The sequence below is a fragment of the Kushneria sp. Sum13 genome, assembly GCF_052692355.1.
The window spans coordinates 2217668-2239963 of record NZ_CP199847.1 but is presented as its reverse complement, the minus strand read 5'-3'; the positions used below and the strand labels follow the sequence as shown (position 1 = coordinate 2239963).

At 58.2% G+C, this 22296-nt stretch carries 14 protein-coding genes and 1 pseudogene; 12 read left to right on the top strand and 3 right to left on the bottom strand.

Annotated elements, in window-relative coordinates:
• Window positions 1–7 precede the first annotated feature (7 nt).
• The 6 genes from ACUN8C_RS10455 (at window position 8) to ACUN8C_RS10430 (ending at window position 10778) form a co-directional block, all read left to right on the top strand.
• On the top strand, window positions 8–4027 hold the full coding sequence (locus ACUN8C_RS10455; protein ID WP_445619164.1) for a type VI secretion protein IcmF/TssM N-terminal domain-containing protein: 4020 nt from the start codon (window positions 8–10) through the stop codon (window positions 4025–4027).
• 16 nt (window positions 4028–4043) lie between these two features.
• Window positions 4044–4955, top strand: coding sequence for a type VI secretion system-associated protein TagF (gene tagF, locus ACUN8C_RS10450; protein ID WP_445619163.1), 912 nt, complete (start codon window positions 4044–4046; stop codon window positions 4953–4955).
• A gap of 29 nt (window positions 4956–4984) precedes the next feature.
• A complete protein-coding gene (tssM, locus tag ACUN8C_RS10445; RefSeq protein ID WP_445619162.1) occupies window positions 4985–7471 on the top strand; it encodes a type VI secretion system membrane subunit TssM in 2487 nt (828 codons plus the stop codon).
• A gap of 287 nt (window positions 7472–7758) precedes the next feature.
• Complete coding sequence (locus tag ACUN8C_RS10440) at window positions 7759–8289, top strand: Hcp family type VI secretion system effector (RefSeq protein WP_108842408.1); 531 nt, start codon at window positions 7759–7761, stop codon at window positions 8287–8289.
• Window positions 8290–8490: 201 nt separating this feature from the next.
• The gene (tssA, locus tag ACUN8C_RS10435; RefSeq protein ID WP_445619161.1) at window positions 8491–9603 is read left to right on the top strand and encodes a type VI secretion system protein TssA; all 1113 of its coding nucleotides are present in this window, start codon (window positions 8491–8493) and stop codon (window positions 9601–9603) included.
• A gap of 2 nt (window positions 9604–9605) precedes the next feature.
• Window positions 9606–10778: a hypothetical protein gene (locus ACUN8C_RS10430; protein ID WP_445619160.1), complete on the top strand. Its 1173-nt coding sequence runs from the start codon at window positions 9606–9608 to the stop codon at window positions 10776–10778.
• Here the strand turns inward: ACUN8C_RS10430 and ACUN8C_RS10425 are convergent.
• Window positions 10769–11035, bottom strand: a complete 267-nt coding sequence (locus tag ACUN8C_RS10425) for a PAAR domain-containing protein (RefSeq protein WP_108842405.1) — start codon at window positions 11033–11035, stop codon at window positions 10769–10771. The two genes, ACUN8C_RS10430 and ACUN8C_RS10425, sit on opposite strands and share 10 nt — an antisense overlap.
• 118 nt (window positions 11036–11153) lie before the next feature.
• Here ACUN8C_RS10425 and ACUN8C_RS10420 point away from each other — a divergent pair, with 118 nt between their 5' ends.
• The 5 genes and pseudogenes from ACUN8C_RS10420 to ACUN8C_RS10400 form a co-directional block, all read left to right on the top strand.
• Window positions 11154–13796: a type VI secretion system Vgr family protein gene (locus tag ACUN8C_RS10420; RefSeq protein WP_445619159.1), complete on the top strand. Its 2643-nt coding sequence runs from the start codon at window positions 11154–11156 to the stop codon at window positions 13794–13796.
• A gap of 52 nt (window positions 13797–13848) precedes the next feature.
• The gene (locus tag ACUN8C_RS10415) at window positions 13849–14043 is read left to right on the top strand and encodes a hypothetical protein (protein ID WP_445619158.1); all 195 of its coding nucleotides are present in this window, start codon (window positions 13849–13851) and stop codon (window positions 14041–14043) included.
• Window positions 14044–14087: 44 nt separating this feature from the next.
• The gene (locus tag ACUN8C_RS10410; RefSeq protein ID WP_445619157.1) at window positions 14088–14771 is read left to right on the top strand and encodes a DUF3304 domain-containing protein; all 684 of its coding nucleotides are present in this window, start codon (window positions 14088–14090) and stop codon (window positions 14769–14771) included.
• Window positions 14768–16858, top strand: a complete 2091-nt coding sequence (locus ACUN8C_RS10405; RefSeq protein WP_445619156.1) for a T6SS phospholipase effector Tle1-like catalytic domain-containing protein — start codon at window positions 14768–14770, stop codon at window positions 16856–16858. The genes ACUN8C_RS10410 and ACUN8C_RS10405 overlap by 4 nt, the downstream gene beginning before the upstream one ends.
• Window positions 16859–16963: 105 nt before the next feature.
• Window positions 16964–17101: pseudogene (locus ACUN8C_RS10400) on the top strand (contractile injection system protein, VgrG/Pvc8 family); the annotation flags it as partial.
• Window positions 17102–17111: 10 nt separating this feature from the next.
• Here the strand turns inward: ACUN8C_RS10400 and ACUN8C_RS10395 are convergent.
• Both ACUN8C_RS10395 and ACUN8C_RS10390 read right to left on the bottom strand, forming a co-directional pair.
• On the bottom strand, window positions 17112–18029 hold the full coding sequence (locus ACUN8C_RS10395; protein ID WP_445619155.1) for a formylglycine-generating enzyme family protein: 918 nt from the start codon (window positions 18027–18029) through the stop codon (window positions 17112–17114).
• A 374-nt stretch (window positions 18030–18403) separates the two neighbouring features.
• Window positions 18404–19321 carry a formylglycine-generating enzyme family protein gene (locus ACUN8C_RS10390; RefSeq protein WP_445619154.1) on the bottom strand — a complete coding sequence of 306 codons (918 nt, stop codon included), beginning with the start codon at window positions 19319–19321 and terminating at the stop codon, window positions 18404–18406.
• 283 nt (window positions 19322–19604) lie between these two features.
• Here ACUN8C_RS10390 and ACUN8C_RS10385 point away from each other — a divergent pair, with 283 nt between their 5' ends.
• Window positions 19605–22295, top strand: a complete 2691-nt coding sequence (locus ACUN8C_RS10385; RefSeq protein ID WP_445619153.1) for a type VI secretion system Vgr family protein — start codon at window positions 19605–19607, stop codon at window positions 22293–22295.
• Window position 22296 lies beyond the last annotated feature (1 nt).

The window sequence follows — 22296 nt, the reverse complement described above, 5'->3', positions numbered from 1 at the left end:
GTCAGACATGATGCGTTTTCTACGATTTCTGCGCTCGCTCAAGGGATTCTGGTCGCTTGCCATCGTATTGTGGCTGGCAGGCCTTGCCATGTGTGTTTTGCTGCTGCCGCTGATTACCAGGGAGCGCGAACAGATTTTCATCGCCATGGCACTGGTGACGGCCGTGTGGCTGCTGGCCGTGGTACTTCGCCAGTACCATCGCATCCGTGCCGAGCGCAATATTGAAAATCTGGTCGAGCTGGAGGTTCATCGCGAAGCCGCTGAAAGTGAGCCGGGCGGCTATCAGGTCCTGAGTGAGCGCCTCAAGCACGCCCTGGCCATGCAGCGTGCTTCGCGCTCGGTCGAAGGCGGGCGAGCATCACTGTATGAATTGCCCTGGTATCTGGTTGTAGGCATGTCTTCGGCAGGCAAGACCTCACTGCTGACCCGCTCCTCGCTGTCGGCCACCATGGCTGGCGGTAGCCAGCTGTCCGCAGTCAGCGGGACTCAGCACTGTGACTGGTACTTCAGTCGCGAGGCAGTGATGATCGACACCGCCGGTCGATATCTCACCGATGATCGTCCTGCCAGTGAATTTGCCGACTTTCTGAAAACACTTCGCAGACAACGCAGCCGCCCGGCCATCAATGGTCTGGTGCTTGTGGTGAGCCTGCCCGATCTACTGAACGATTCTCGACAGCAGGCTCATGCGCTCGCCGAGCAGCTGGTGAATCGGGTCGGCGAATATCGTGACTGCCTGGGGCTCAATCCGCCCGTCTATCTCTTTTTCAGCAAGGCGGATCTGCTGCCCGGCTTTACGCGCACCTTTGAATCACTTGATGCGACCGAACGTCAGCGCCCCTGGGGCATTACCTTCTCTCTTGAAGAGCTGCGCCAGCAGGGCGTCATTGCCGCCTTTCAGCAGCGCTTTCCGCATCTGGTCGATCAGGTTCGTACCACGGTGGATCGACGCGTACTGGAGGAGGGCACCGAGGCAGACAGCGAACTATTGCGCTTTTCCGATTACTTTGCCGAGCTTTCGGGCGTGCTCAATGATTTTCTCGAGCAGTTCGACAGCCAGTTTCATGGCGCGCGCGCGCCTGTTTTACGTGGCCTTTATTTCACCAGCGCCCTGCAAAGCGGCCCGACGCTACCAGCCCTGCTGGATGAAAAGACACGTCATGACTTTGCCCTTGAGCAAGGCTCCGAGGTGGCTGGCACTCGTGCGTCGCAGGGCGAGAAAAGCTATTTCATTACCGATACCTTCCGTGAGGTCATTTTTGCCGATCGCAATCTGAGCCTCTATTACTCAAGACAGGGAAGTCGTCGCGCGCTCCCGCCATTTCTGATCGGTACGGCAGGGCTGCTGGGCGTGGCCGCTATCGCGGCTCAGGGCTGGTCTGCCTGGCACAATCATCAATGGGTCGATGAAATCAGCCACACGCTGGCGCGCCAGGGCGCTGATCCCGTCATGAGCATGGATCAGAAGCAGCGATTGACTCTGCTTGAAGATATCCAGCGTCAGCTGACGGCCATTGAACAGTATCGCCAGCAGGGGGTGCCGCTGCGACTGGACATGGGGCTCTATCAGGGAGAAGACATGCGCGATGCCCTGATGCAGGCCTGGGGGTCGCTGTTGCGGGCTGAGGCGCTGGTGCCGCTGCAGATTCAACTGGCTCGTCAGTTGCGCGAACTTGGCGCGCTGGCCGGCGATCATGAGGGTCTGGATACGCGTGATGACGCGGCCGCCACGGCGACCTCGAACGGCAAGGCTGCCCCGCAGGAAAAAGGTGGTGAACAGCATAATGATCGGACGCAGGCACTGGGAGCGCGCGGTCAGGCCATTGGTAACAAGGCCGTAACACGCATGAAGGAGCGCTCTTCAGAGCGCCCGACGCTGGGTAGTGCACCGACCAGCCTTTCCGAGGTGGGCAGTCGTGTCCGCAGTGAAGCCCGCTTGCGTACCACGGACAGTGCTCGTGATGCCTGGTATTCAGCGCGCAGCGATATTCGCACCGACGTGGAAGAGGGCATGCGTCATGGGGGAGATGCTCTTGCAGGGACCAATGACAGTGAGGCGGATTCATCCGTTTTAACCCAGGAGGGCGCGCGTGGGCCATCGCTTTCCGAAGAGATGCTGACCCGGCTGGATCAGGCGGATATCGAACGATTGATTGAAGGCTACTCCTCTTTGCAGCTCTATCTGATCCTGACCGATCCGAAGGCTCATGAAGATCAGGCCGACTTTGTGGCCACGGCGCTGCCGCGTCTGCTTACCGATATGGCGCATCACCAGGACATTGCACTCTCTCGGGAGAGCATCGTGGATAACGCGGCGCTGTATGTGCACTTCCTGCAACGAGGCGAGGCGCCGGCCCTTGAGCGCAGTGACCTGCTGGTGGCCGATACACGCAGCAACCTCAACGCCTTTTTGATCGACAGTAGCCTGGTGGACCGCGAGTACCTGCGTTATCAGCTTGAAGTCGACAAACGCTTCGATCCTCTGACGCTTTCTCGAATGGCGCCCGACATGCCCGGCCGGCTTTTGTATGCCAGTCGCGCCGTACCGGCCTTTTATACCCGTGAGGTCTGGGAGCAGTATCTGCGCCCTGAAATTATCAAAACGGTTTCCGGAGATCTGGCACGCGAATCCGACTGGGTGCTCGATGATGAAAATACCGACGATGCCGTCCAGTCAAAGGCGCGTTTTGTCAGTCAGCTGATGGCCCGCTACAAGCGCGATTATGCCAGAGCCTGGGAGCGCTTTCTGGCCAGCACCCACGTCTCGCAATTCGACACGCTCGATCAGGCCAGCACCCGACTGGCCCAGTACAGCGATCTTCAGGCATCGCCGCTGCGCCAGGTTCTGGCTGCCGTGGACGACAACACCCGCTGGGATTCACCGCGTGCCCGCGACGAGCAAAGTGATCAGAGTGGCCGTGAGCAGGACCAAAGCTTCTGGGCACGCGTAACCCGTGTCTTTGGCGAGGACAACGCCGAGGGGTCGCCGGTTGATCTGGCCTCGCTGCCCCGCATCAACGACGGCATGCTGGCGCGCCATTTCCGTCCGGTCTCACGATTGCTGGCGGCCGATGAAGCCACTGGCAGTGATGACTCCGTGGTCAATCAGTACCTGCTCGATCTGCGTCAGCTCAAGAGTCGCATCGATAATATCCGTGGTGCTCAGGATACCGGGCGCAGCAGCAAGGCACTGATCATGGAAACCCTTGCAGGGGAGTCTTCCGAGATCAATACGCTGCGCAACTTTATTGCAGCACGGGTGGATACCTCGCGAACGCCGCTGGTCGCATCACTTCAACCCCTGTTTCGTACGCCTGTAGACAATACCTGGAAGGCGCTCAATGCCCCGGCACGCGCCCAGCTCAATGGTGCCTGGAACGATCAGGTCCATACGCCCTGGCAGCAGATGGTCGCCGGTCGCTATCCGGTCGCTGATGCTGTCAATGAGGCGTCGGTGCGCGATCTTTCGCACTTCATCGACCCCGAAGACGGTGTGCTGTCGAAATTCCGCCGTGACGAGATTGGCGATCTGGCCGGGTCCGGTAGCGGTCAGCGCTCCGACATGGTGGATCCTCGCATGCTCAGCAGCATCGACAACGCCACGGCCCTGGGACGGGTCATCGATAGCCTTTCCGATCTGCAAAATGGCTTTGAGCTACAGATGAACCCGACAGCCGGTCTGACCGAAATCGTGCTGACCATCGACGGACAGACGATTCGCTATCGCAATAACAGCCAGCACTGGGAGCGACTGGTCTGGCCCGGTGATGGCAAATCCTTTGGTGCCCGCATGGACATCATCAGTCGCAATGGTGAGCGTCATACGGTCTTTGATTATCCGGGACGCTGGGGCTTTTTGCGCATGATCGACAGCGCCCATATCACGTCGCTTGATCGGGCACGCCAGCGCTTTGGCTGGCAGACCTGGATGGGCGCGGTCAGCTTCGACGTGCGCAACTTCGGCGGGGTCAAGGTCTCGGATCTCAAGCGTATCAAGGCACTCAGCATTCCCGGCATGAGTCAGTGAACAGAGACGGAGCAACATGATTGGCTGCTTTGGCAAGATTCCCGGCAGAGCTGATTTTGTAGGGGTGAACGCGTCAGGAGAGGCCATTAGAGAGCTTGATCAGTGGCTTCAGCGCGCATTGCTGCGCTTTGTGGATCACGCGGACTGGCAGCAGCGCTTTGATGCGCTGCCGATCTGTTATTTCAGCTATCACGCGCGCACCGGGAGCGATGTGATGGGAGCAATGATCAGCTCGCAGGATGCTTCTCAAAGGCGCTACCCCTTTTTTGTCTATCAGATGCTCAAGGGCGAGCGTGCCCGTGCCTTGCCCTGTCAGCATACCTTGGCTGAAATCTTTGCCGGGCAGGCCAGACAGCTTTTGACGGATGCCGTCCATGGGGAGGTGCTGGTCGACCCGACCCTTGCACTGCCAGAGCTGCGCAGCTGGAACGATCAGGATCTGGCGCTCTATCAGCGCGTCCATGAGCGTTTTCTGGATCATTACAGCCTCGCCGACGTCACGGCGGCAATGATGTGGAATTGGCCCGAATTCGTACCGGCGGCGTGTCTGCATCGTCTCTATTACGTCATGCAGTGCTGGCAGGCCGGAAGCACGATAGCGGTGTTGCTGCCCTTGCCGGCAGAGCGAGGGCTCAAACGGCCGGTGGCCGATCTCTGGCAGCAGTGGGTCGGCCGTGCCTGCCCGAGCGGCCGGCCGGCAATGAGCCTGCTGATTGATGATTTCATGCTGCCGCGTCTTTTGTTGATGCCGTCCTGGTCAAGCGCCGAGCAGTTTTATGAAGTGCTGTCGGACCCAGGCGACCATCGCCACTGTATCGACGTGATGGCGTCGTTTCACCCGGACGAAGTGCATCCCGGGACACTGTCATTACCCGATATGCACCTGAGCCTGGCACAGGCCATGGCACGTTTTCCAAGTCACGCCTGACGGCGGTGAGCATTCAGCGGATAACAGCGATGAAACGTTTCAAACCGGCCTATCTGAAATACGCTTTTTTCAAATATCAGCCCTATATCCTGGGCGTGTTGTTTTTTGTCGCCATTTTTCTGGTCTGGCGCGTGGGCGTGGCGCTGGGGCTGGCTTCGCTGACCAGTCTGCTCATCGGCATCCTCGTATTTTTGCTGGCATCGGCGCTTTATGTCCTGCTGCTTTATCGCGGCGTGGGTCAAAAGCGCAATCTCGAAAGATTGTTGATGGATGACGCCGATGCTGCCGTGCTGGAGGCCAGCCCACAGGATCGTGAAGAGATCAGCCTGTTGCGCGAACGCCTGCTTAAATCGATCGAACGGCTGAAAGGCACCGGCAAGGGACGTGGCAAGCGTTCAAGTGATGCGCTGTATGCCCTGCCCTGGTACATGGTCGTGGGGCAGCCGGCGGCGGGCAAAAGCACCATGGTCTACCAGTCCGGGCTCAATTTTCCCTTTGCCGAGCGAGAAAATGCCCGCGTGGCCGGTATGGGCGGGACGCGCCACTGTGACTGGTTTTTCAGCGCGGATGCCATTTTGCTGGATACTGCCGGGCGCTACATGGACAGTGAGGAGGAGGCCGGTAAATGGAAGGCCTTCATGGGCATGCTGCGCGAACAGCGAAAACGCTGCCCACTCAATGGATTGATCGTGGCGGTCAATATCAGCGATGTCATTCGCGCCGACGAGCGTCAGCGCAGCGTTCTGGCACGACGACTTCGCGAACGTATTCAGGAAGCCCGCGAGCAGCTGCAGTCACGGGTACCCATCTATCTGGTCTTTACCAAATGCGATCTGATCGAGGGGTTTGCCCCCTTTTTCGAGCGGCTTGATCCGGCTCGGCGCAGTGAGGTGCTGGGCCATACCTTTCCACATCAGCAGCCACCCAGTGTCAATTGGGGCGAGCAGTTCGACCAGGCGCTTGGCGATCTCTGCCGTCACTGGCAGCAGGTCGGAGATGACGAAATCATTCAGCGCGATATTACCGATACGCGACGTGAAGTGGCGGCCTTTCAGTTTCCGCTGGAATTTGAGGCCCTGCGCGGTCCTCTGAGTGAATTCGTGACAGCGTTGACCAACGCCAATCCCTATCAGAGCGCGCCGCTGCTGCGAGGCTTCTATTTCGTCAGTGCCCTGCAGGAAGGAGAAGCGATCGAAGGCGAGCACGCTCATCGCGTCAGTCGCCACTTTGCCCTGAATCGAGCGCCGGTCACCGCGGCCGAGCGTGCGCATCGGCCGTATTTCATCGCCAATCTGTTTCGCGATGTCATTATCGCCGATCAGCATCTGGCTGGTCGCCATGTCCACAATACCCACGGCCGGCGCCAGCGCCTGGGCGGGCTGATGGCACTCGCCCTTTTGGGGCTTCTGGTCAGCGGGCTGTGGGTGCACTCGACACTGCGCAACCACGATGAGATCGACACGCTGTCGCAGTCTCTGGTCAAGGCCCGTGACAGGGATAACCGGCAGCCAGAGCAGTATGCCCGCTGGCAAAGCCTTGATGTGCTGCGTGACTGGAGTCAGCATTACTACGACCGTCGCCATGAAGGCGTGCCGCTGGCAATGCGCTGGGGGCTTTATCAGGGCGGGGAGATCGAACCGGCGCTTCGTCAGACCTATTTTCAGACGTTGAAGCCCATCATGCTCGAACCGGTCGAGCAAAACCTGACCCGTTCGCTTTATGCGCTGACCACCATTGACGTCTACCGTCGCAGCAGCGACGAGCTGCACAAGGTGGACGGCCCGGAAACAGTGGCGCCGTTTGCTCGCCCTGACAATAACAGTGCCCAGTCACTGGCGAAGTTTGGGCGAGCCACGCTGGATACCTATCTCATGCTCTCGGAAACCGATCGTGGCGACATTGATCCTGCGCTTTTGCGCGCTCAGTTGCCGGCATTCTGGTATCCCGATATTGCCCGTAATGCCAACAGCGACACCCGGGCCGGTGAGGACTATCGCGAAGCCGGTCGCCAGATTGATTTCTACACCCAACAGCTGCCCGAAGCGGACGTGCCCCGCATTTCCTCCAATGCGTTTTTGATCTCCAGCAGCCGGAATTACATCGACAGTCTGCTGGAACAGACGCTGTCTACTGCTGAAACCATTGTGCTGGAGTCGGACACCCTGTTCGCCTTCGGGCGTGGTGACTACGCCGGATTGCAGCAGGCCGGTCAGCAGGAGCTCGATGCGCTGGCCCAGAGGCTGCTCAATACCCGGGATCTGGGCGAGATCAGGATTACCGGTCACGCCGACCCCATCGGTAATGCCAAAACCAACCGGCAGCTTTCCCTGCAGCGTGCTCGTACGGTTCGTCAGTATCTGGTGGGCAAGGGTGTCCCGGCAGAGCTTGTCGAAGCCATTGGCGCTGGCAGTGATCGCCCGCTGGTGAGCTGTGACAGGGAGCAGTCACGTGCCGAGTTGATCGACTGTATGGCCCCCAATCGACGCGTTGAAATCGAGGTGCGCAAGCAGTCCTGACGATGAAAAAAAATTGTGCAGGTCTAAAGCGATCAAGAATTTTGCTTCAAAATTGGTATGTTCGCGTTCACTACACAAGGCATCAAAGATATAATTTGAGTTAACCGATGCAAAGCAAGCCATTGGTTGGCCATGGGCAGGCGGCCCTGGTGCTGGAGCAGTTCATTCGGCCGGGTAACGGGGTGCGCAGCACCTCACTGCCGCACATACGGCAGGGAGAGAGGAAGGCGCCGACATGGCTCGGATGCGCTTTTTCAAAGACTGAAAACACAGGAGAACTGGATAACATGGCATTTGATACGTATCTCAAGATCGATGGCATCCCTGGTGAAAGCCTGGATGACAAGCACAAGGACTGGATCGAGCTGCTGAGCTTTGATTTTGGCGCCAGTCAGTCCACATCGGCGACGGCAAGCTCTGCTGGCGGTGCCTCTGCAGAGCGCGTGAACCTGAGCGAGTTCCGCGTTCAGAAGTTCATCGACAAGGCATCCGCCAAGCTGTTTGAAGCCTGCTGCAAGGGCCAGCACATCAAGGAAATCACCATGCACGTTAACCGTGCCGGTGGTGACAAGGTGCGCTACATGGAAGTGAAAATGGAAGAGGTCATTGTCTCCTCGACCAACATGGAAGGTACTTCCGTATCGACCGGCTTCGAGCAGGATCAGAGCGAAGACCGTCACGATCTGCCGCATGAAACCATCAAGTTCAACTATGCGCGCATCAAGATCACCTATACCCAGCAGAAGCGCTCCGATGGTCAGGGCGGCGGCAATGTTGCTGGCGGCTGGGATCGTACTCGCAACAAGGTCTACTCCTGAGGTCGAGCGTTGCTCATTGAGAGCAGCAGGGTAGCCCTCGGCACGAGGGCCGCCTGATCGATCCTTTTGCGCCCGCCAGCTGGCATCAATGATGCTTCTGGTGGGCGTATTACGTTTTGTCAGTCTGTATAATTGATTGTTTTAATACAGCGCGACCTGAAAGATGATGGGCGTCAGATACAAGGGACCGGGAGAGAGGCAATGAATGAACTGGGTGAGCTTTCCGTCGAGACGCTGCTGGCGCCCATCGACGGTGGTAGTGGTGAAGACCTCACCTTTTCCCTGTTGTTTGACGACATCAAGGAAGCACGTCGTGCTGACCCTGATTATCTGCCTCAGGGAGAATGGCAAACCGAACTCAAGCAGGCCGATTGGGGGCTGGTCATTCGCCTGGCAGCGCAGGCCCTGGCCGAGCAAAGCAAGGATATCCAGCTGGCGGGCTGGCTGTGTGAAGGGCTTGCCCACCGTGAAGGATTTGCCGGTATTCGGTTTGGTCTGCACCTGACGGCCCGGCTGGTCGACGAGTACTGGGAAAGCCTTTATCCGGAGCTCGAGGAAGATGATCCTGAAGAGCGCTCCGCTCGACTGAGCTGGCTGAGTGACACCCTGACCGGCGTTGTACGTACGCTACCGCTGGTGGCAGGTGAGGGTTACGGGCTTGCCGATTACGAAGAGTCTCGTCAGGTCGAAAACCAGGCACGCAATGATCCCAATGCCATGGACACGGCGCTTGGCGAAGGCAAGATCAACGACGAGATTTTTCAGCGCTCCGTGGTGCTCAGCAGTACCGAATTCCTGAAAAGCCGCCACGCTCATATTGTTGAGGCGCTGGCCGGCCTGCATCAGCTGGACAGTATCTGTGACCGGCGGTTCGGGCGTGATGCTCCCAGCCATGGCGCACTGCAGAAGGTCATGGATCAATGCCGCGACCTCACCGAACGATTGCTGCGCGATCGCGGTGCCAGCATCTCAAGCGAAAGCGATGAGGCGCCGTTCGAAGCCCCAATGGCCATGTCGGACGCGCAAGCGGCCTCCCCGGAATCCGACGTGTCGCCAGCGTCTGTGAGCGCGGCGCCGGCCGGTAGCCTTCGCAAACATCCGCAAAGCCGCGATGAAGCCTTCGAAATGCTCAACGGCGTAGCCCGCTACTTCAAGGAGCGCGAACCCCATAGCCCCGTGCCCTATCTGGTCGAGCGCGCCATCAAGTGGGGGCGTATGCCGCTTGAGGAGTGGCTCAAGGATGTCATCAAGGACGACGGTGTCATCGACAACATCCGCGATACCCTGGGCACCCAGCAACGGGATGATGACTGACCATGTCTCGCGCCTCCATCTTTGATCTGCTCCATCAGCGCCAGCAGGATGCCGCCCCTGTTGTCGAGAAGACCACAGCGCGCAGCGACTACCTGACCGATCGTCTGCTCCTTATCGATGGTGTGGCACTGACACCGGCCGGCTTCGTGGCGCGCGGGGTGCTGCCCGAGGCCGTGCCACCGGTGCTTTCCGAATCCCTTTATGGTCCCGATGGCTATCGTCTGCTGGTGCATCCCATTACGGATGTCATGCCGCTGGAGGACAACCGCTTGAAGCGGCTTGAGCACAAGGCACATCGGCTGAATGCCCTGGTTCAGACCCTGATGGTCGAGGCACTGATCATGCTGGAAGCCCTGCCGGAAGCGGCGGGTTTCGATCTGGTGCTGACGTTGCCGCTCAGGTCGCCACAGGCCGGCGAGATTATGCTGGCGCAGGCCCGTGAGGCCATCATGGAGACTCAGTATGGTGATCGCCTGGAAGGCGCTCGGCTGGTGCCCTGTCAGGGTGAGCTGCATGATCAAATGGCAGTGTCGGAGGCGGGCGGCGCACCCCGGGTGCTCTGGCTGAGTGCCGATTCCCTGCTCAACGACGATGATGTGGGGCGCCTCAACGCTCGTGGCGTATTGGGCCGCTCGTCAAAAGGACCGGGCCTGCACCCCGGCGAGGCGGTGAGTGCACTGCTGCTTCAGCGTGTACTGCCGGAAGACGTCCCCTTTGACCGGGGCTGGCTGATCGGGACGGCCACGACCCGCGCCCACGCAAGGCGATCCGATCAGCGTGACTATCCCCGTCGCGAGAAGCTCCTCGCCCTGCTGGGTGAGGCCTGGCCCGACACGGCCGCCGATCCCGAGCCTACAGGGGAGAGCATGTCGCTTCCGAACGCACCGGCGCGGCTGGTGGTGGACAGCCTGACGCTGCCGGGGCGTGCAGTGGAAGCCGGCGGCGCCCTGATGGCGCGTTGGGAGATGCTGGACCTGATCGATGATGGTATCGGGGTAGATGTGCACGGCGGCTGGCCCGGAGAGGCCATGAGCGCGCTGCAGCTGGTGCTGGCAATGGCGTCCCTTGAAGAAGGTGACAGTGCCCTGGTGCTGGAGATTGCCGCGGAAACACAAAGCCGGGCGCTGGTGCTGCGGGCTTGCGCCGGCCCAACAGCACTGGCGAATCAATTATGACCGTGATCGCCATTATGCGAGGAGATCAGCGTGGCGCCACAGGCCGTCTTGTGGCCATGCATGGCCACCGGCTTGCCGTTGACGGTCATGGTCGGGTGACCTTCGACAATGGCATTGGTGCTGTGACCGGTCTTCGGGCAGGTCACCTTGTCACCGACACAGGCGACCGGCTTGCCGTTCACCAGATAGTTGCTCTGCGCGGTGATCACCTTGCCGCCATGGCTGGTGGCGTCACCCAGTACAACGATGCCTTTCATGTGGTCGCAGTTCCCCGAAAAGAGTGAAGGAAAACGCCCCGAACCGGGTGCGTGAAGGAAGATTAATTTAGCCACTGCCAGAGGTGTGGCACAAGCGGTCAGTGCCAGGGAGAGAGAGATGGCGGGAACTTCATTGCTGGAGCGCATTCAGGACGCGTTCGATATCACGCTTTCCCAGTCGCAGCGCCTGCTGCGTCTGGAACTGGCCGGCGCCGCGCTTCTGCCGCATCGTCTGGTCGGCGAGGAGCGCGTCAGCGCGCCGTTTCGCTATCGACTCGACTGCATGGCCCAGCAGGGCGATATCGAACTCAAGTCGCTGATGGCCCAGCCCGCAAAGCTGAGCTTTTTGCAGGCCGACGGCAGCACCCGCACCCGCCACGCGCTGGTCGAAGAGGCCGCGCTGCTGGGCGAGGACGGCGGCGTCTACTATTACCAGCTCACTCTGGTGCCCTGGCTGGCCATGCTCAAACTGGGCCGCGACAGCCGCCTCTTTCAGGACCGCAGCGCGGTCGACATCCTCACCGAGGTGTTCGACGGCCACGCCATCGCCCGCGGCGGCTACCGCTTCGACCTGCGCCGCGAGTATCCGCCGCGCAGCTACTGCGTCCAGTACCGCGAGAGCGACTTCAACTTCATCAGCCGGCTGTGTGAGGAAGAAGGGCTTTTCTACTATTTCGAGCATGCCGGGGACGGCGTCAGCGACCCTGACGGCAGTGAGCGGGGCGGTGACAATGGCGCCGCCTTCTATGGTCACCGGCTGGTCATCACCGATGACGTCGACACCTGTCCGCCGGTCCGCCCGCAGGCGATCCGCTTTCACCGCCAGGCCGCCACCGAGACCGAAGATGCCCTGAACCAGTGGGGCGGCGTGCGCCGCGCCCAGCCCACCCGCGTCAGCGTTGGCACCTTTGACTACAAGCAGCCCGCGCTGACCAAGCGTACCGGGCTGGACACTCTCGATGATCAGGGCAACCTGCCCGCCACCGAAGTCTATGACTATGCCGGCGAGTACTATTACCACGGCCACGATCGCGGCGAGCGCCTGACCGAGAACCGGCTCGAGGCCCACGAGTCGCTGGCCAAACGCTTTCACGGCGCCGGCGGGGCGCGTCAGCTGCAGGCCGGCCACTGGTTCGAACTCACCCAGCACCCGCTGCACGACACCGGCGGCGAGGCCGAACGTCAGTTCCTGCTGCTGGGGATTACCACTCATGCCGAAAACGCCCTGCCGGTCTCGGCCCATCTCAAGCGTCTGCCCGGCAGTCTGCAGGCCGAAATGGACGTCGCCCGTCGTGCCCATGGTCTGGATGAAGATCAAAAGGAAGACGGTGATCAGAGCGCCGAGCTGCTCGACAACTACCGCAGCGCCGGCACCGGCCACTTCCTCGTCGACATCGAGGCTCAGCGCCGCAGTCAGCCCTATCGCACCGCACTGACCCATCGCCGCCCGGTGATCGGTGGCCCGCAGACCGCCACCGTGGTCGGCCCGGAAGGCGAGGAGATCCACACCGATCACCTCAACCGGGTGCGCGTCCAGTTCCACTGGGATCGTACGGGGCAGCGCAATGAACAGTCCGGCGTGTGGCTGCGGGTGGCCCAGCCCAGCGCCGGTGGCGGCTGGGGCGGGGTATTCGTGCCCCGCGTCGGTCAGGAAGTGCTGATCGATTTCCTCGAGGGCGATGCCGACCGCCCCCTGATCACCGGACGCATCTACAACGGCGAGCAGACCCCTGACTGGCACAGCAACGGCCTGCTCTCCGGCATCAAGAGCAAGACCTACCGCGGCAGCAAGTACAACGAACTGGTGTTTGATGACGCCACCGATCAGGAGCGGGTGCGGCTCAACTCCGAGCACTCGAAAAGCCAGCTCAACCTTGGCTACCTGATCCATCAGAACGGCAACCACCGCGGCGCCTTCCGCGGCACCGGCTTCGAGCTGCGCACCGACGCCTATGGCGCCATCCGCGCCAATGAAGGCCTCTACCTCTCCAGCTGGGGCCAGCTCGGCGCCAGCGGCGATCAGCTCGATCTGCGACCGGCCTTTCAGCAGCTCCATACTGCTCACGAGATGGCCGAATCCCTGAGTAGCAGCGCCGCCGGCCATAATGCCGAGCCGCTCGAGAGCAACGCCTCGCTTAAAAAGGCTGAAGACGACACGCAGGCACCCTACGGTAACAGCGAAGTGGCAGGTGGCGATCAGAGCACCGCCCGCGGCGCCGTCGACAGCGGCGGTCGCGGCCAGAGCCCCGGCCTCAAGGCCCCCTGGCTGCACGCCGCGGCATCAGCGGGCATGACGCTCAGCACGCCGGAATCCACCCATCTGGCCCAGGGGCACTCGCTTGGGTTGGCCAGCGGTGAGGACGTGACGCTTGCCACCGGGCGCAGCCTGATTGCCTCGGTCTCCGAAAAGCTCTCGTTTTTTGTGCAAAAGGCCGGTATCAAGCTTTTTGCCGCCCGCGGCAAAATCGATATTCAGGCCCAGTCCGATAACCTGGAAGCCACCGCCCGACGCGATCTCAACGTCACCTCCCGCGATCAAAAAATCGATCTCGCCGCCGCCGAGGAAATCCTGCTCGTCAGCGGCGGCGCCTACGTGCGCCTCAAGGGCGGCAATATCGAGATTCACCCGCAGGCTTCCCCAGCTCATCGCAATGCTGAACGAGCAGCAGCATGCAGCGCTAATGGGTCCGGCGCTGGCCTGGCACTACGTGGATCGAGACACCCAATGGCAGCGCGTGGCACGCCCCGGGTTTGTAGCTGAACCCCCGAGACGAGTGACGTTTGATGATCAGCAAACTGCAGAGCTGCTGAACATGAACACCATTGATGCGCTGATGGACACCATGCGGCGCGAGGAAACCTGGCTGTATAACGCCTTTGACCGACCGTCCCGTCGCTATCGGTGGATCGAACAGGCCCTTGCCAATGCCGAGATACCCCCGAAGGGCTACGCCGACCAGATGACGTGCTGCCGGGCAGCGGCGCGAGCAGACGGCCTGCTGTCTTGATTGCTTATCGCTTTAGCCGAACCAATGACGCAAGGAAAGATCGCATGACCTTTAGACCTCTGATAGCACTGCTGCTGACGCTATTACCGCTTGCGGCCTGTAATGAAGGCAGTGATAGAAACCGTGTCGGCGTCGGAGTCAGTGGCGTGAACTACACGGATCAGGAATTCGCTGCATACGGTGTTCGTGAGCCAGGCGCAGACAAGAGTAGTGCGGGGGGCGAGTCTCTTGGGCCCTATCGTGCCGGTGGCGTCATGTGCTGTTACAACCTGCCGAAAGAGTGGCATGAAGGGCTTCAGGTCGAACTGGTCATTCGCCGTGCCAATCAGGGAGAGACTTACGAAGAGCGCGCTCAGGATTATAAAAGACGCAAGGAGAGCGGCACGTTGAATGAGCACATAAAGGTTGACGTACCTCACTATAAGAACGCTGATAACGCCATGCTCTGGGTCGAGATGTTACCTGACGACCAGTACAAGGTCGTGGTGAGTGATGTCGATCCGAGTCATGAAGACTGGCCGGGCGACATTAAGGGGTGGCCTGTGCCTTCGGATGAGTATCGGGATAAATTGATATTAGAGAAAATCGAGTCGAATGAAGGGGTTATTCGAAGTTTTGAGCAAGGCATTAAGGATCAAGAAGGAACTCCTGACCAAATAGAAGATTACAAACGCCATATTAAAAATATAAAGAAAGAAAACGATGAACTGAGGGAGTTGCTTAAATGAGCGCTAGGGTTGCAAGTCTTCTAGAAAGCACCTTCGTTAATCCTTCAGATAGAGGCGTATTCTTCAGTGTTGCAGAACAAAATGATATACAAGGAAAATACGAGAAAAGGGAAAATAACGATAACCCTCTTGCACCCTGCGACACCAATCTCTTCTTGGGTTTTTTCTTCGATGGTACCGGCAACAATTTCGCAGACAGTCTGGATCGAGGCGATAACAGCCAGTCCAATGTGGCACGTCTCTATGGCGCGTTTCCCGGAATGAGTGTGCCCGGGGTACTGCCACAGGAAACCGACTGGCAGACCAATGCTGCCGACTATGATAATTACTTCCGGATTTATCTGCCGGGCATCGGTACGCGTTTCGAGCAGGTCGATGATTCCGGAGAAGGCTTCTGGGATGCCATGCTGGGCGGCGGTACCGGGCGGCTTGGCCAGGTCCGGATTACCTGGGCATTGGCTCAGGCGATTAATACGGTCAGCCGATATTTTACTAAATCACCATTTCTAATCAGCCATCAGCAGGCTGAAAATTTTGGACAGATGGCGCAGCTGGGTAGCTCTTCATTAAGCAGCCACACCCGGCACGTAGAATACACCTTTCTGCATAGATGGCTCTCTACCCTACACCAAGCCATCGCACCACATATGCCGGACAAGGACAACGCGGGACTGCCGCACAACAAGGATCCGGGCATTGTTAAAAACATCTATATCTCGACCTTCGGTTTTTCACGCGGCTCTGCTCTGGCAAGAGTGTTTACCAACTGGCTGATTCAGCTTTGCGAGCTGGATGCCCGCATGACCGGTAACTCGGGACTGACGCTGGGCGGGTTCAAGGTCACGTTTGATTTCCTGGGGCTTTTCGATACCGTCGCTTCGGTGGGTATCCCCAGCCTGATTTCCTTTGCCAACGGCCACTTTGCATGGGCCGATGCAGAAAGGACCCTGAGTATCGACTCACGCGCCGGGCGCTGCCTGCACCTAGTCGCGGCGCATGAAAATCGTCGTTCCTTCCCGCTCGATTCCATCTACAACGACCATTCCATACCAGCCAATGGCGAAGAGATCGTGTATCCGGGCGTACATTCCGATATCGGTGGAGGATATGTGCCCGGTTGTCAGGGCAAGGGTGTCGATCCTCTGGGCAAGGATATGGTGTCACGCATTCCATTGGCCGAAATGTATCGTCAGGCACGGCTATCAGGCGTGCCTTTAAAACTTGAACAGGCTGATTCTACCGTTATGGATAGTTTCAAGATTGATGAAGCCATGATAGGAGACTTCAATCGGTATATCGAACAATGCGAAGTCGTTTCGGGTGAAACTGGCAGGATTGTACGTGAGCATTGGGAAAAAACCATCGAATGGCGTTTTGATAACTATAGAAAAGGTGGTTTTTCTATTCTTGATAGTTTTCAACGATCCTCTCAGTTTGAAAAGAACATGCTCCGTAGTGCTTACGAAGAATTTACGCTGGAGATTGAAAGGCTCGATGAATGGGAGAAATTGAGAGATAGAGGATGGTGGGAGCGCGCCAGAGACACCGTCAAGGATTATATGGTGATGTCTCCAGCATGGTCGTTGTATTCATATGTCGTTGATCATGGCATTGATCCTTCTGTAGAAGATGACTGGGAAAAAGTATCCGAGCTTAAAAAGAAGATGGAGATCCCCGATGCAGCTGTTTCCAGGATGATGGATGAGTACGTGCACGATTCGATCGCAGGATTCCTTTCAGAGTGGGAAAGCCGTGATGAAGTCATCACATATCTTCGATCACTCGTTGCAAGAAGGAATATTGTCGATACTGCCGATTTCGAAAGCAGGAGAGGAATCAGTATCAGTGATCAGGAAAGAGAATATGCCGACTTCTATGAAAGGACAGGAAAAATCCCTGCTATGAAGGATGTGGGTGGCCGGGAATCCAATATCTTCGGCGGGGGGTATTTACGTTTTCGCCGCATTTACGCAGGTGCTGATGACCAACTGCTGGCGATCTTGGCACCTGAACATCAGCCGGGATATCGCGAGTCTCTTTTTGCTGCAAACAGCAGTAGCAGGGATGTTCAGGGTGAAGCGGTATAACCAACTGTTACGTCAGTGATGAAGTTTCACGTGTTAAATTAGACGATTCGTGATTAGTCGGCAGGGTGGCTAGCATGGTCTGCCCACCCGGGCCATGGGCGCTACCGCGCGGGAAATGAACCGTCAGGTGAAGGAAGAGGGTGCAGGAACCAGTACCGTGAGAGCGACTTCAACTTTATCAGCCGGCTGTGTGAGGAAGAGGGCCTCTTCTACTATTTTGAGCACGCCGGGGACGGCGTCAGCGACTTGATATTTATTTTTTCATGGTTTCGGAGCTTACGACGCAGCGAAAGGAATACTCTGTATGTAGAGAATATTCACCTATGTCGGGACGCACATGATAACGCTCTATCGTTAGAGCGCCTCCCCAGCCCTCTCCGCGCGGTAAACCTCTTACGACCTTTTCATTTCCACTTTCAGGCCCTTTAGGATTTTTTTCATGAGAAGCCTGATAATAATCAGCCTGATACCAATCAGATACCCACTCTCTACCATTATCTCCCATTTGATAAAAACCAAGCTTGTTAGGTGGATAAAGCGTCACAGGGTAAGGCGCTAGATTACTTCTTATACCCGTATGTGTTGCCTTGTCTACATCGTCTCTGGTTGGAATACTTTTACCCTTTTCAAGCGTGCCGGTGCTGGTACCGTAAGGTATGAACTGTCCTCCTGACCGTGCAGCGTATTCCCACTGAGCTTCGGTAGGTAATGCAAAAGGCAAGGACGTTTCGTCGGCCAGCCAGCTGCAGTAGTCGTGGGCCTGATGCCAGTCCACGCCGGCAGGAACATTGTCCTGACGGAACTGCATTTCAAACTCATTAGTATTATTGATTTTTTCTCGACCGGTCGCCGCCGTAAAGACATCGTAATCGGCGTAGGTCACCTTGGTCGGTGACATGTAAAAGGTATCAAGGGTGGCCTTGTGCAGCGGCTTGTTATCCTGCTCAGCACTGTAGGGCAGGCCCTTGTCGCTGCCTGTCAAATTGGGATCAATTGGCCCGAAGTCCCCCATCTGGAAGGTGCCACCTTCGACAAGGATCATGTTGTCTTTCGTCTTTTTAATCAGATCCTTAACGGCCTGTGAGTTTTCCTCACTGTCGGCCTGGCTACCATTGCAGGCCGCCATGCCCAGTGATAGTAATGAAATAAAAGCAGTTTTACAGCGCAACATCAGAAATTCCCTCGCATCCTCTCGGAAACGACAATCCTGCTACAAAAAACCTCATTTAGTGATCGCTATAATAAATCCAATGCTGCAGCTACCTTGCTGGATGGCCGCTGAACCCCGTGCCCTCTGGAGCCGTGCATACTCCCGGCGAGAATAGCAGTGGTTCAAAACCAGTTGTGGGATACCCTGCAGGTACGATATAGAGCCTATGAAACAAAGCGAGGCAGCTAGGAAGGTTGGAGAGAACAAACAAACTAAGGGAACGAAAACAAGGCACATCAGCTCTACTGAAATGATGTTTAATTAGTTTTTGGAGAGGCGCCTATCACTCATCGGTGTATCGTCAAGGCTTGGATATCACAGAGGGGGGGTTATGCTTATTTTTTTATGGTGTCGGACTTAACAACGCAACGAAAAGTATTTGGATATGATGGTTCGTTTGATAATACAGGATTGTTTTCGAGCGATAAATCTGGTTTTGCATGTCGGCGATTTACCGTAAGTAAGTCTCTATCTTCACCAGCCAACTCTCCGCCGCGGCGAATTTTTTCTTCGCCATTTTTAGGACCAGTTGGATTGTTTTCTGGAGAGTTCTTATAGTAATCCGGACTATACCAGTCATGTACCCATTCAAAACCGTTTAGGCCCATCTGATATATCCCAAGAGGATTGGGTGGATAACTAGCAATGGTGCTAGGGGAAAGAGAGTCATTTGCGGGGGTCGCTTGTTTTCTATCCTCTCTAGTGGAGTGATTTACACCCGGTTTTAATGTTCCATCGTTAGTAGAAAATGGCATAAATTTCCCTCTGTCACGAGCCGCATACTCCCACTGTGCCTCTGTCGGCAATGCAAAAGGTTTATCTGTTTCTTGTGCAAGCCAATGACAATAATCATTTGCTTGGTGCCAGTTGACTCCGGCTGGGACATTAGGCGCTCTATATTTAGAGCTTGGGCTTTCTGTATTTATTTTAGTCTTGCCCACTGCTTTAGTGAATACGTCATAATCAGAATAAGAGACTTGACGGCTAGAAATAAAGAAATCATCTAGATTTACCTTGTGTAAAACCTTATTGTCATCATAAAAACTATATGGTAGTCCATTTGCTTTGGGATCAACCGGCCCAAAGTCCCCCATCTGGAAAGAACCACCTTTCACAAGAATCATGTTGTCTTTGGTCTTTTGGATCAGATCCTTGACGGCCTGTGAGTTTTCTTCACTGTCAGCCTGGCTGCCATTGCAAGCCGTCATGCCCAGTGCCAGCAGTGAGATAAAAACGGTGCTACTACGCAACATCAGAAGTCCTCTCGCATCCTTTCAGAAACAATAATCCTGCCATAAAAAGTCTCATTTAGTGATCGCCGTATGAGATGAAAGCCCTTCAGCTTTGCCGTAGTCCTAGCAGAGAAGGAGAAAAGTATGACATTAGTATGCAATAACGTGCCTTGAGTGCCGACCTCCCATGTTGCATATGTTAAATTAGCCGCTTCGCGATAAGGGCTAGAGGACCTTTTCCCTGGCCCATGAGCGCTACCGCGCGGGACAACGAACCTCAGGTTGCAGGAAAGGGTGCAGGAAGATGTCAGATTCGCTACTGGATAGTGTACTGGAACAGTTCGGCATAACACTGTCGCAGTCTCAGCGCCTGCTGCGACTGGAACTGGCCGGCGCGGCGCTGCTGCCGCACCGGCTGGTGGGCGAGGAGCACGTCAGTGCGCCGTTTCGCTATCGCCTCGACTGCATGGCCCAGCAGGGCGATATCGAACTCAAGTCGCTGATGGCCCAGCCCGCAAAGCTGAGCTTTTTGCAGGCCGACGGCAGCACTCTTACCCGCCACGCGCTGGTCGAGGAGGCCGCGCTGCTGGGTGAGGACGGCGGCGTCTACTACTACCAGCTGACCCTGGTGCCGTGGCTTGCGATGCTGAAGCTGGGCCGCGACAGCCGCCTGTTTCAGGACCGCAACGTGGTCGACATCCTCACCGAAGTGTTTGACGGCCACGCCATCGCCCGCGGCGGCTACCGCTTCGACCTGCGCCGCGAGTATCCGCCGCGCAGCTACTGCGTCCAGTACCGCGAGAGCGACTTCAACTTCATCAGCCGGTTGTGTGAGGAAGAAGGCCTTTTCTACTATTTCGAGCATGCCGGGGACGGCGTCAGCGACGCTGACGGCAGTGCGCAGCGCGAGGGCAGGGAAGACAGTAACGCCAGCGGCGGCCGTCAGGCTTTCGACGGCCACCGGCTGGTCATCACCGATGACGTCGACACCTGTCCGCCGGTCCGCCCGCAGGCGATCCGCTTCCATCGCCAGGCCGCCACCGAGACCGAGGATGCCCTGAACCAGTGGGGCGGCGTGCGCCGTGCCCAGCCCACCCGCGTCAGCGTCGGCACCTTTGACTACAAGCAGCCCGCGCTGACCAAGCGTACCGGACTCGACACTTTCGATGATCAGGGCAACCTGCCCGCCACCGAAGTCTATGACTATGCCGGCGAGTACTATTACCACGGCCACGATCGCGGCGAGCGCCTGACCGAGAACCGGCTCGAGGCCCACGAGTCGCTGGCCAAACGCTTTCACGGCGCCGGCGGGGCGCGTCAGCTGCAGGCCGGCCACTGGTTCGAACTCACCCAGCACCCGCTGCACGACACCGGCGGCGAGGCCGAACGTCAGTTCCTGCTGCTGGGCATCACCACGCATGCCGAGAACGCCCTGCCGGTCTCGGCCCATCTCAAGCGTCTGCCCGGCAGTCTGCAGGCCGAAATGGACGTCGCCCGTCGTGCCCATGGTCTGGATGAAGATCAAAAGGAAGACGGTGATCAGAGCGCCGAGCTGCTCGACAACTACCGCAGCGCCGGCACCGGCCACTTCCTCGTCGACATCGAGGCTCAGCGCCGCAGTCAGCCCTATCGCACCGCGCTGACCCATCGCCGCCCGGTGATCGGCGGCCCGCAGACCGCCACCGTGGTCGGTCCTGAAGGCGAGGAGATCCACACCGATCACCTCAACCGGGTGCGCGTCCAGTTCCACTGGGATCGTACTGGTCAGCGCAATGAACAGTCCGGCGTGTGGCTGCGGGTGGCCCAGCCCAGCGCCGGCGGCGGCTGGGGCGGGGTGTTCGTGCCCCGCGTCGGTCAGGAAGTGCTGGTCGATTTCCTCGAGGGCGATGCCGACCGCCCGCTGATCACCGGGCGCATCTACAACGGTGAGCAGACCCCCGATTGGCACAGCAACGGCCTGCTCTCCGGCATCAAGAGCAAGACCTACCGAGGCAGCAAGTACAACGAACTGGTGTTTGATGATGCCACCGATCAGGAGCGGGTGCGGCTCAACTCGGAACACTCGAAAAGCCAGCTCAACCTCGGCTACCTGATCCATCAGAACGGCAACCACCGCGGCGCCTTCCGCGGCACCGGCTTCGAGCTGCGCACCGACGCCTATGGCGCCATCCGCGCCAATGAAGGCCTCTACCTCTCCAGCTGGGGCCAGCTCGGCGCCAGCGGCGATCAGCTCGATCTGTCCCCCGCACGCGACCAGATCCAGAGTGCCTGGAATTTGTCCGACACGCTCAGCCAGAGCGCGGCGGATCACAACGCTGACCCCTTCGAGACGCTGGAAGGCCTTAAGAAGGCCGGTGATGACGCCGATGACCGCTACGGCAACAGCGAGCAGCTGGCCGATGCCGACCAGAACAGCGCGCGCGGCGCCAGTGAATCCGGCGGACGAGGGGAGTCTGCCCGCATGAAGGCCCCATGGTTGCATTTGGCCTCGCCGGCGGGCATCACCATGAGCACGCCGGAATCCACCCATCTGGCGCAGGGGCGCTCGCTAAGTGTGTCGACCGGCGAAGACATGAGCATTGCCACTGGCCGTAGCCTTGTGGCTTCTATTGCCGAGAAGCTCTCGCTGTTTGTCTATCGCGCCGGCATCAAGCTCTTTGCGGCCAAGGGCAAGGTGGAAGTACAGGCTCAGAGCGATGAGATGGCGCTGACGGCGCAGAAGAATGTAAAGATCACCTCCACCGAAGGACGGGTACAGATCAATGCCGCCAACGGCATTCTGCTCAGCAGCGGCGGTGGCTACATCCGCATCGAAGGCGGCAACGTCGAGATTCACGGCCCCGGCAATATTGATGTGAAGGGCGCGCAGCACGTGTTCGACGGCCCGGCGAGCATGGAGGTGGCGATGCCTTACTTGCCCGAGGCAGAACTGACAGACTGCCCGACTGGCACCAAAAACGCGTCGGGCGCTGGTCAGGGCACCAGCAAGGTATAGC

Bases quoted from the DNA above. Each gene is read 5' to 3' on its own strand.
- ACUN8C_RS10455 (WP_445619164.1), top strand. From the start codon at position 8: ATGATGCGTTTTCTACGATTTCTGCGCTCGCTCAAGGGATTCTGGTCG.
- tagF (WP_445619163.1), top strand. From the start codon at position 4,044: ATGATTGGCTGCTTTGGCAAGATTCCCGGCAGAGCTGATTTTGTAGGG.
- tssM (WP_445619162.1), top strand. From the start codon at position 4,985: ATGAAACGTTTCAAACCGGCCTATCTGAAATACGCTTTTTTCAAATAT.
- ACUN8C_RS10440 (WP_108842408.1), top strand. From the start codon at position 7,759: ATGGCATTTGATACGTATCTCAAGATCGATGGCATCCCTGGTGAAAGC.
- tssA (WP_445619161.1), top strand. From the start codon at position 8,491: ATGAATGAACTGGGTGAGCTTTCCGTCGAGACGCTGCTGGCGCCCATC.
- ACUN8C_RS10430 (WP_445619160.1), top strand. From the start codon at position 9,606: ATGTCTCGCGCCTCCATCTTTGATCTGCTCCATCAGCGCCAGCAGGAT.
- ACUN8C_RS10425 (WP_108842405.1), bottom strand. From the start codon at position 11,035: ATGAAAGGCATCGTTGTACTGGGTGACGCCACCAGCCATGGCGGCAAG.
- ACUN8C_RS10420 (WP_445619159.1), top strand. From the start codon at position 11,154: ATGGCGGGAACTTCATTGCTGGAGCGCATTCAGGACGCGTTCGATATC.
- ACUN8C_RS10415 (WP_445619158.1), top strand. From the start codon at position 13,849: ATGAACACCATTGATGCGCTGATGGACACCATGCGGCGCGAGGAAACC.
- ACUN8C_RS10410 (WP_445619157.1), top strand. From the start codon at position 14,088: ATGACCTTTAGACCTCTGATAGCACTGCTGCTGACGCTATTACCGCTT.
- ACUN8C_RS10405 (WP_445619156.1), top strand. From the start codon at position 14,768: ATGAGCGCTAGGGTTGCAAGTCTTCTAGAAAGCACCTTCGTTAATCCT.
- ACUN8C_RS10395 (WP_445619155.1), bottom strand. From the start codon at position 18,029: ATGTTGCGCTGTAAAACTGCTTTTATTTCATTACTATCACTGGGCATG.
- ACUN8C_RS10390 (WP_445619154.1), bottom strand. From the start codon at position 19,321: ATGTTGCGTAGTAGCACCGTTTTTATCTCACTGCTGGCACTGGGCATG.
- ACUN8C_RS10385 (WP_445619153.1), top strand. From the start codon at position 19,605: ATGTCAGATTCGCTACTGGATAGTGTACTGGAACAGTTCGGCATAACA.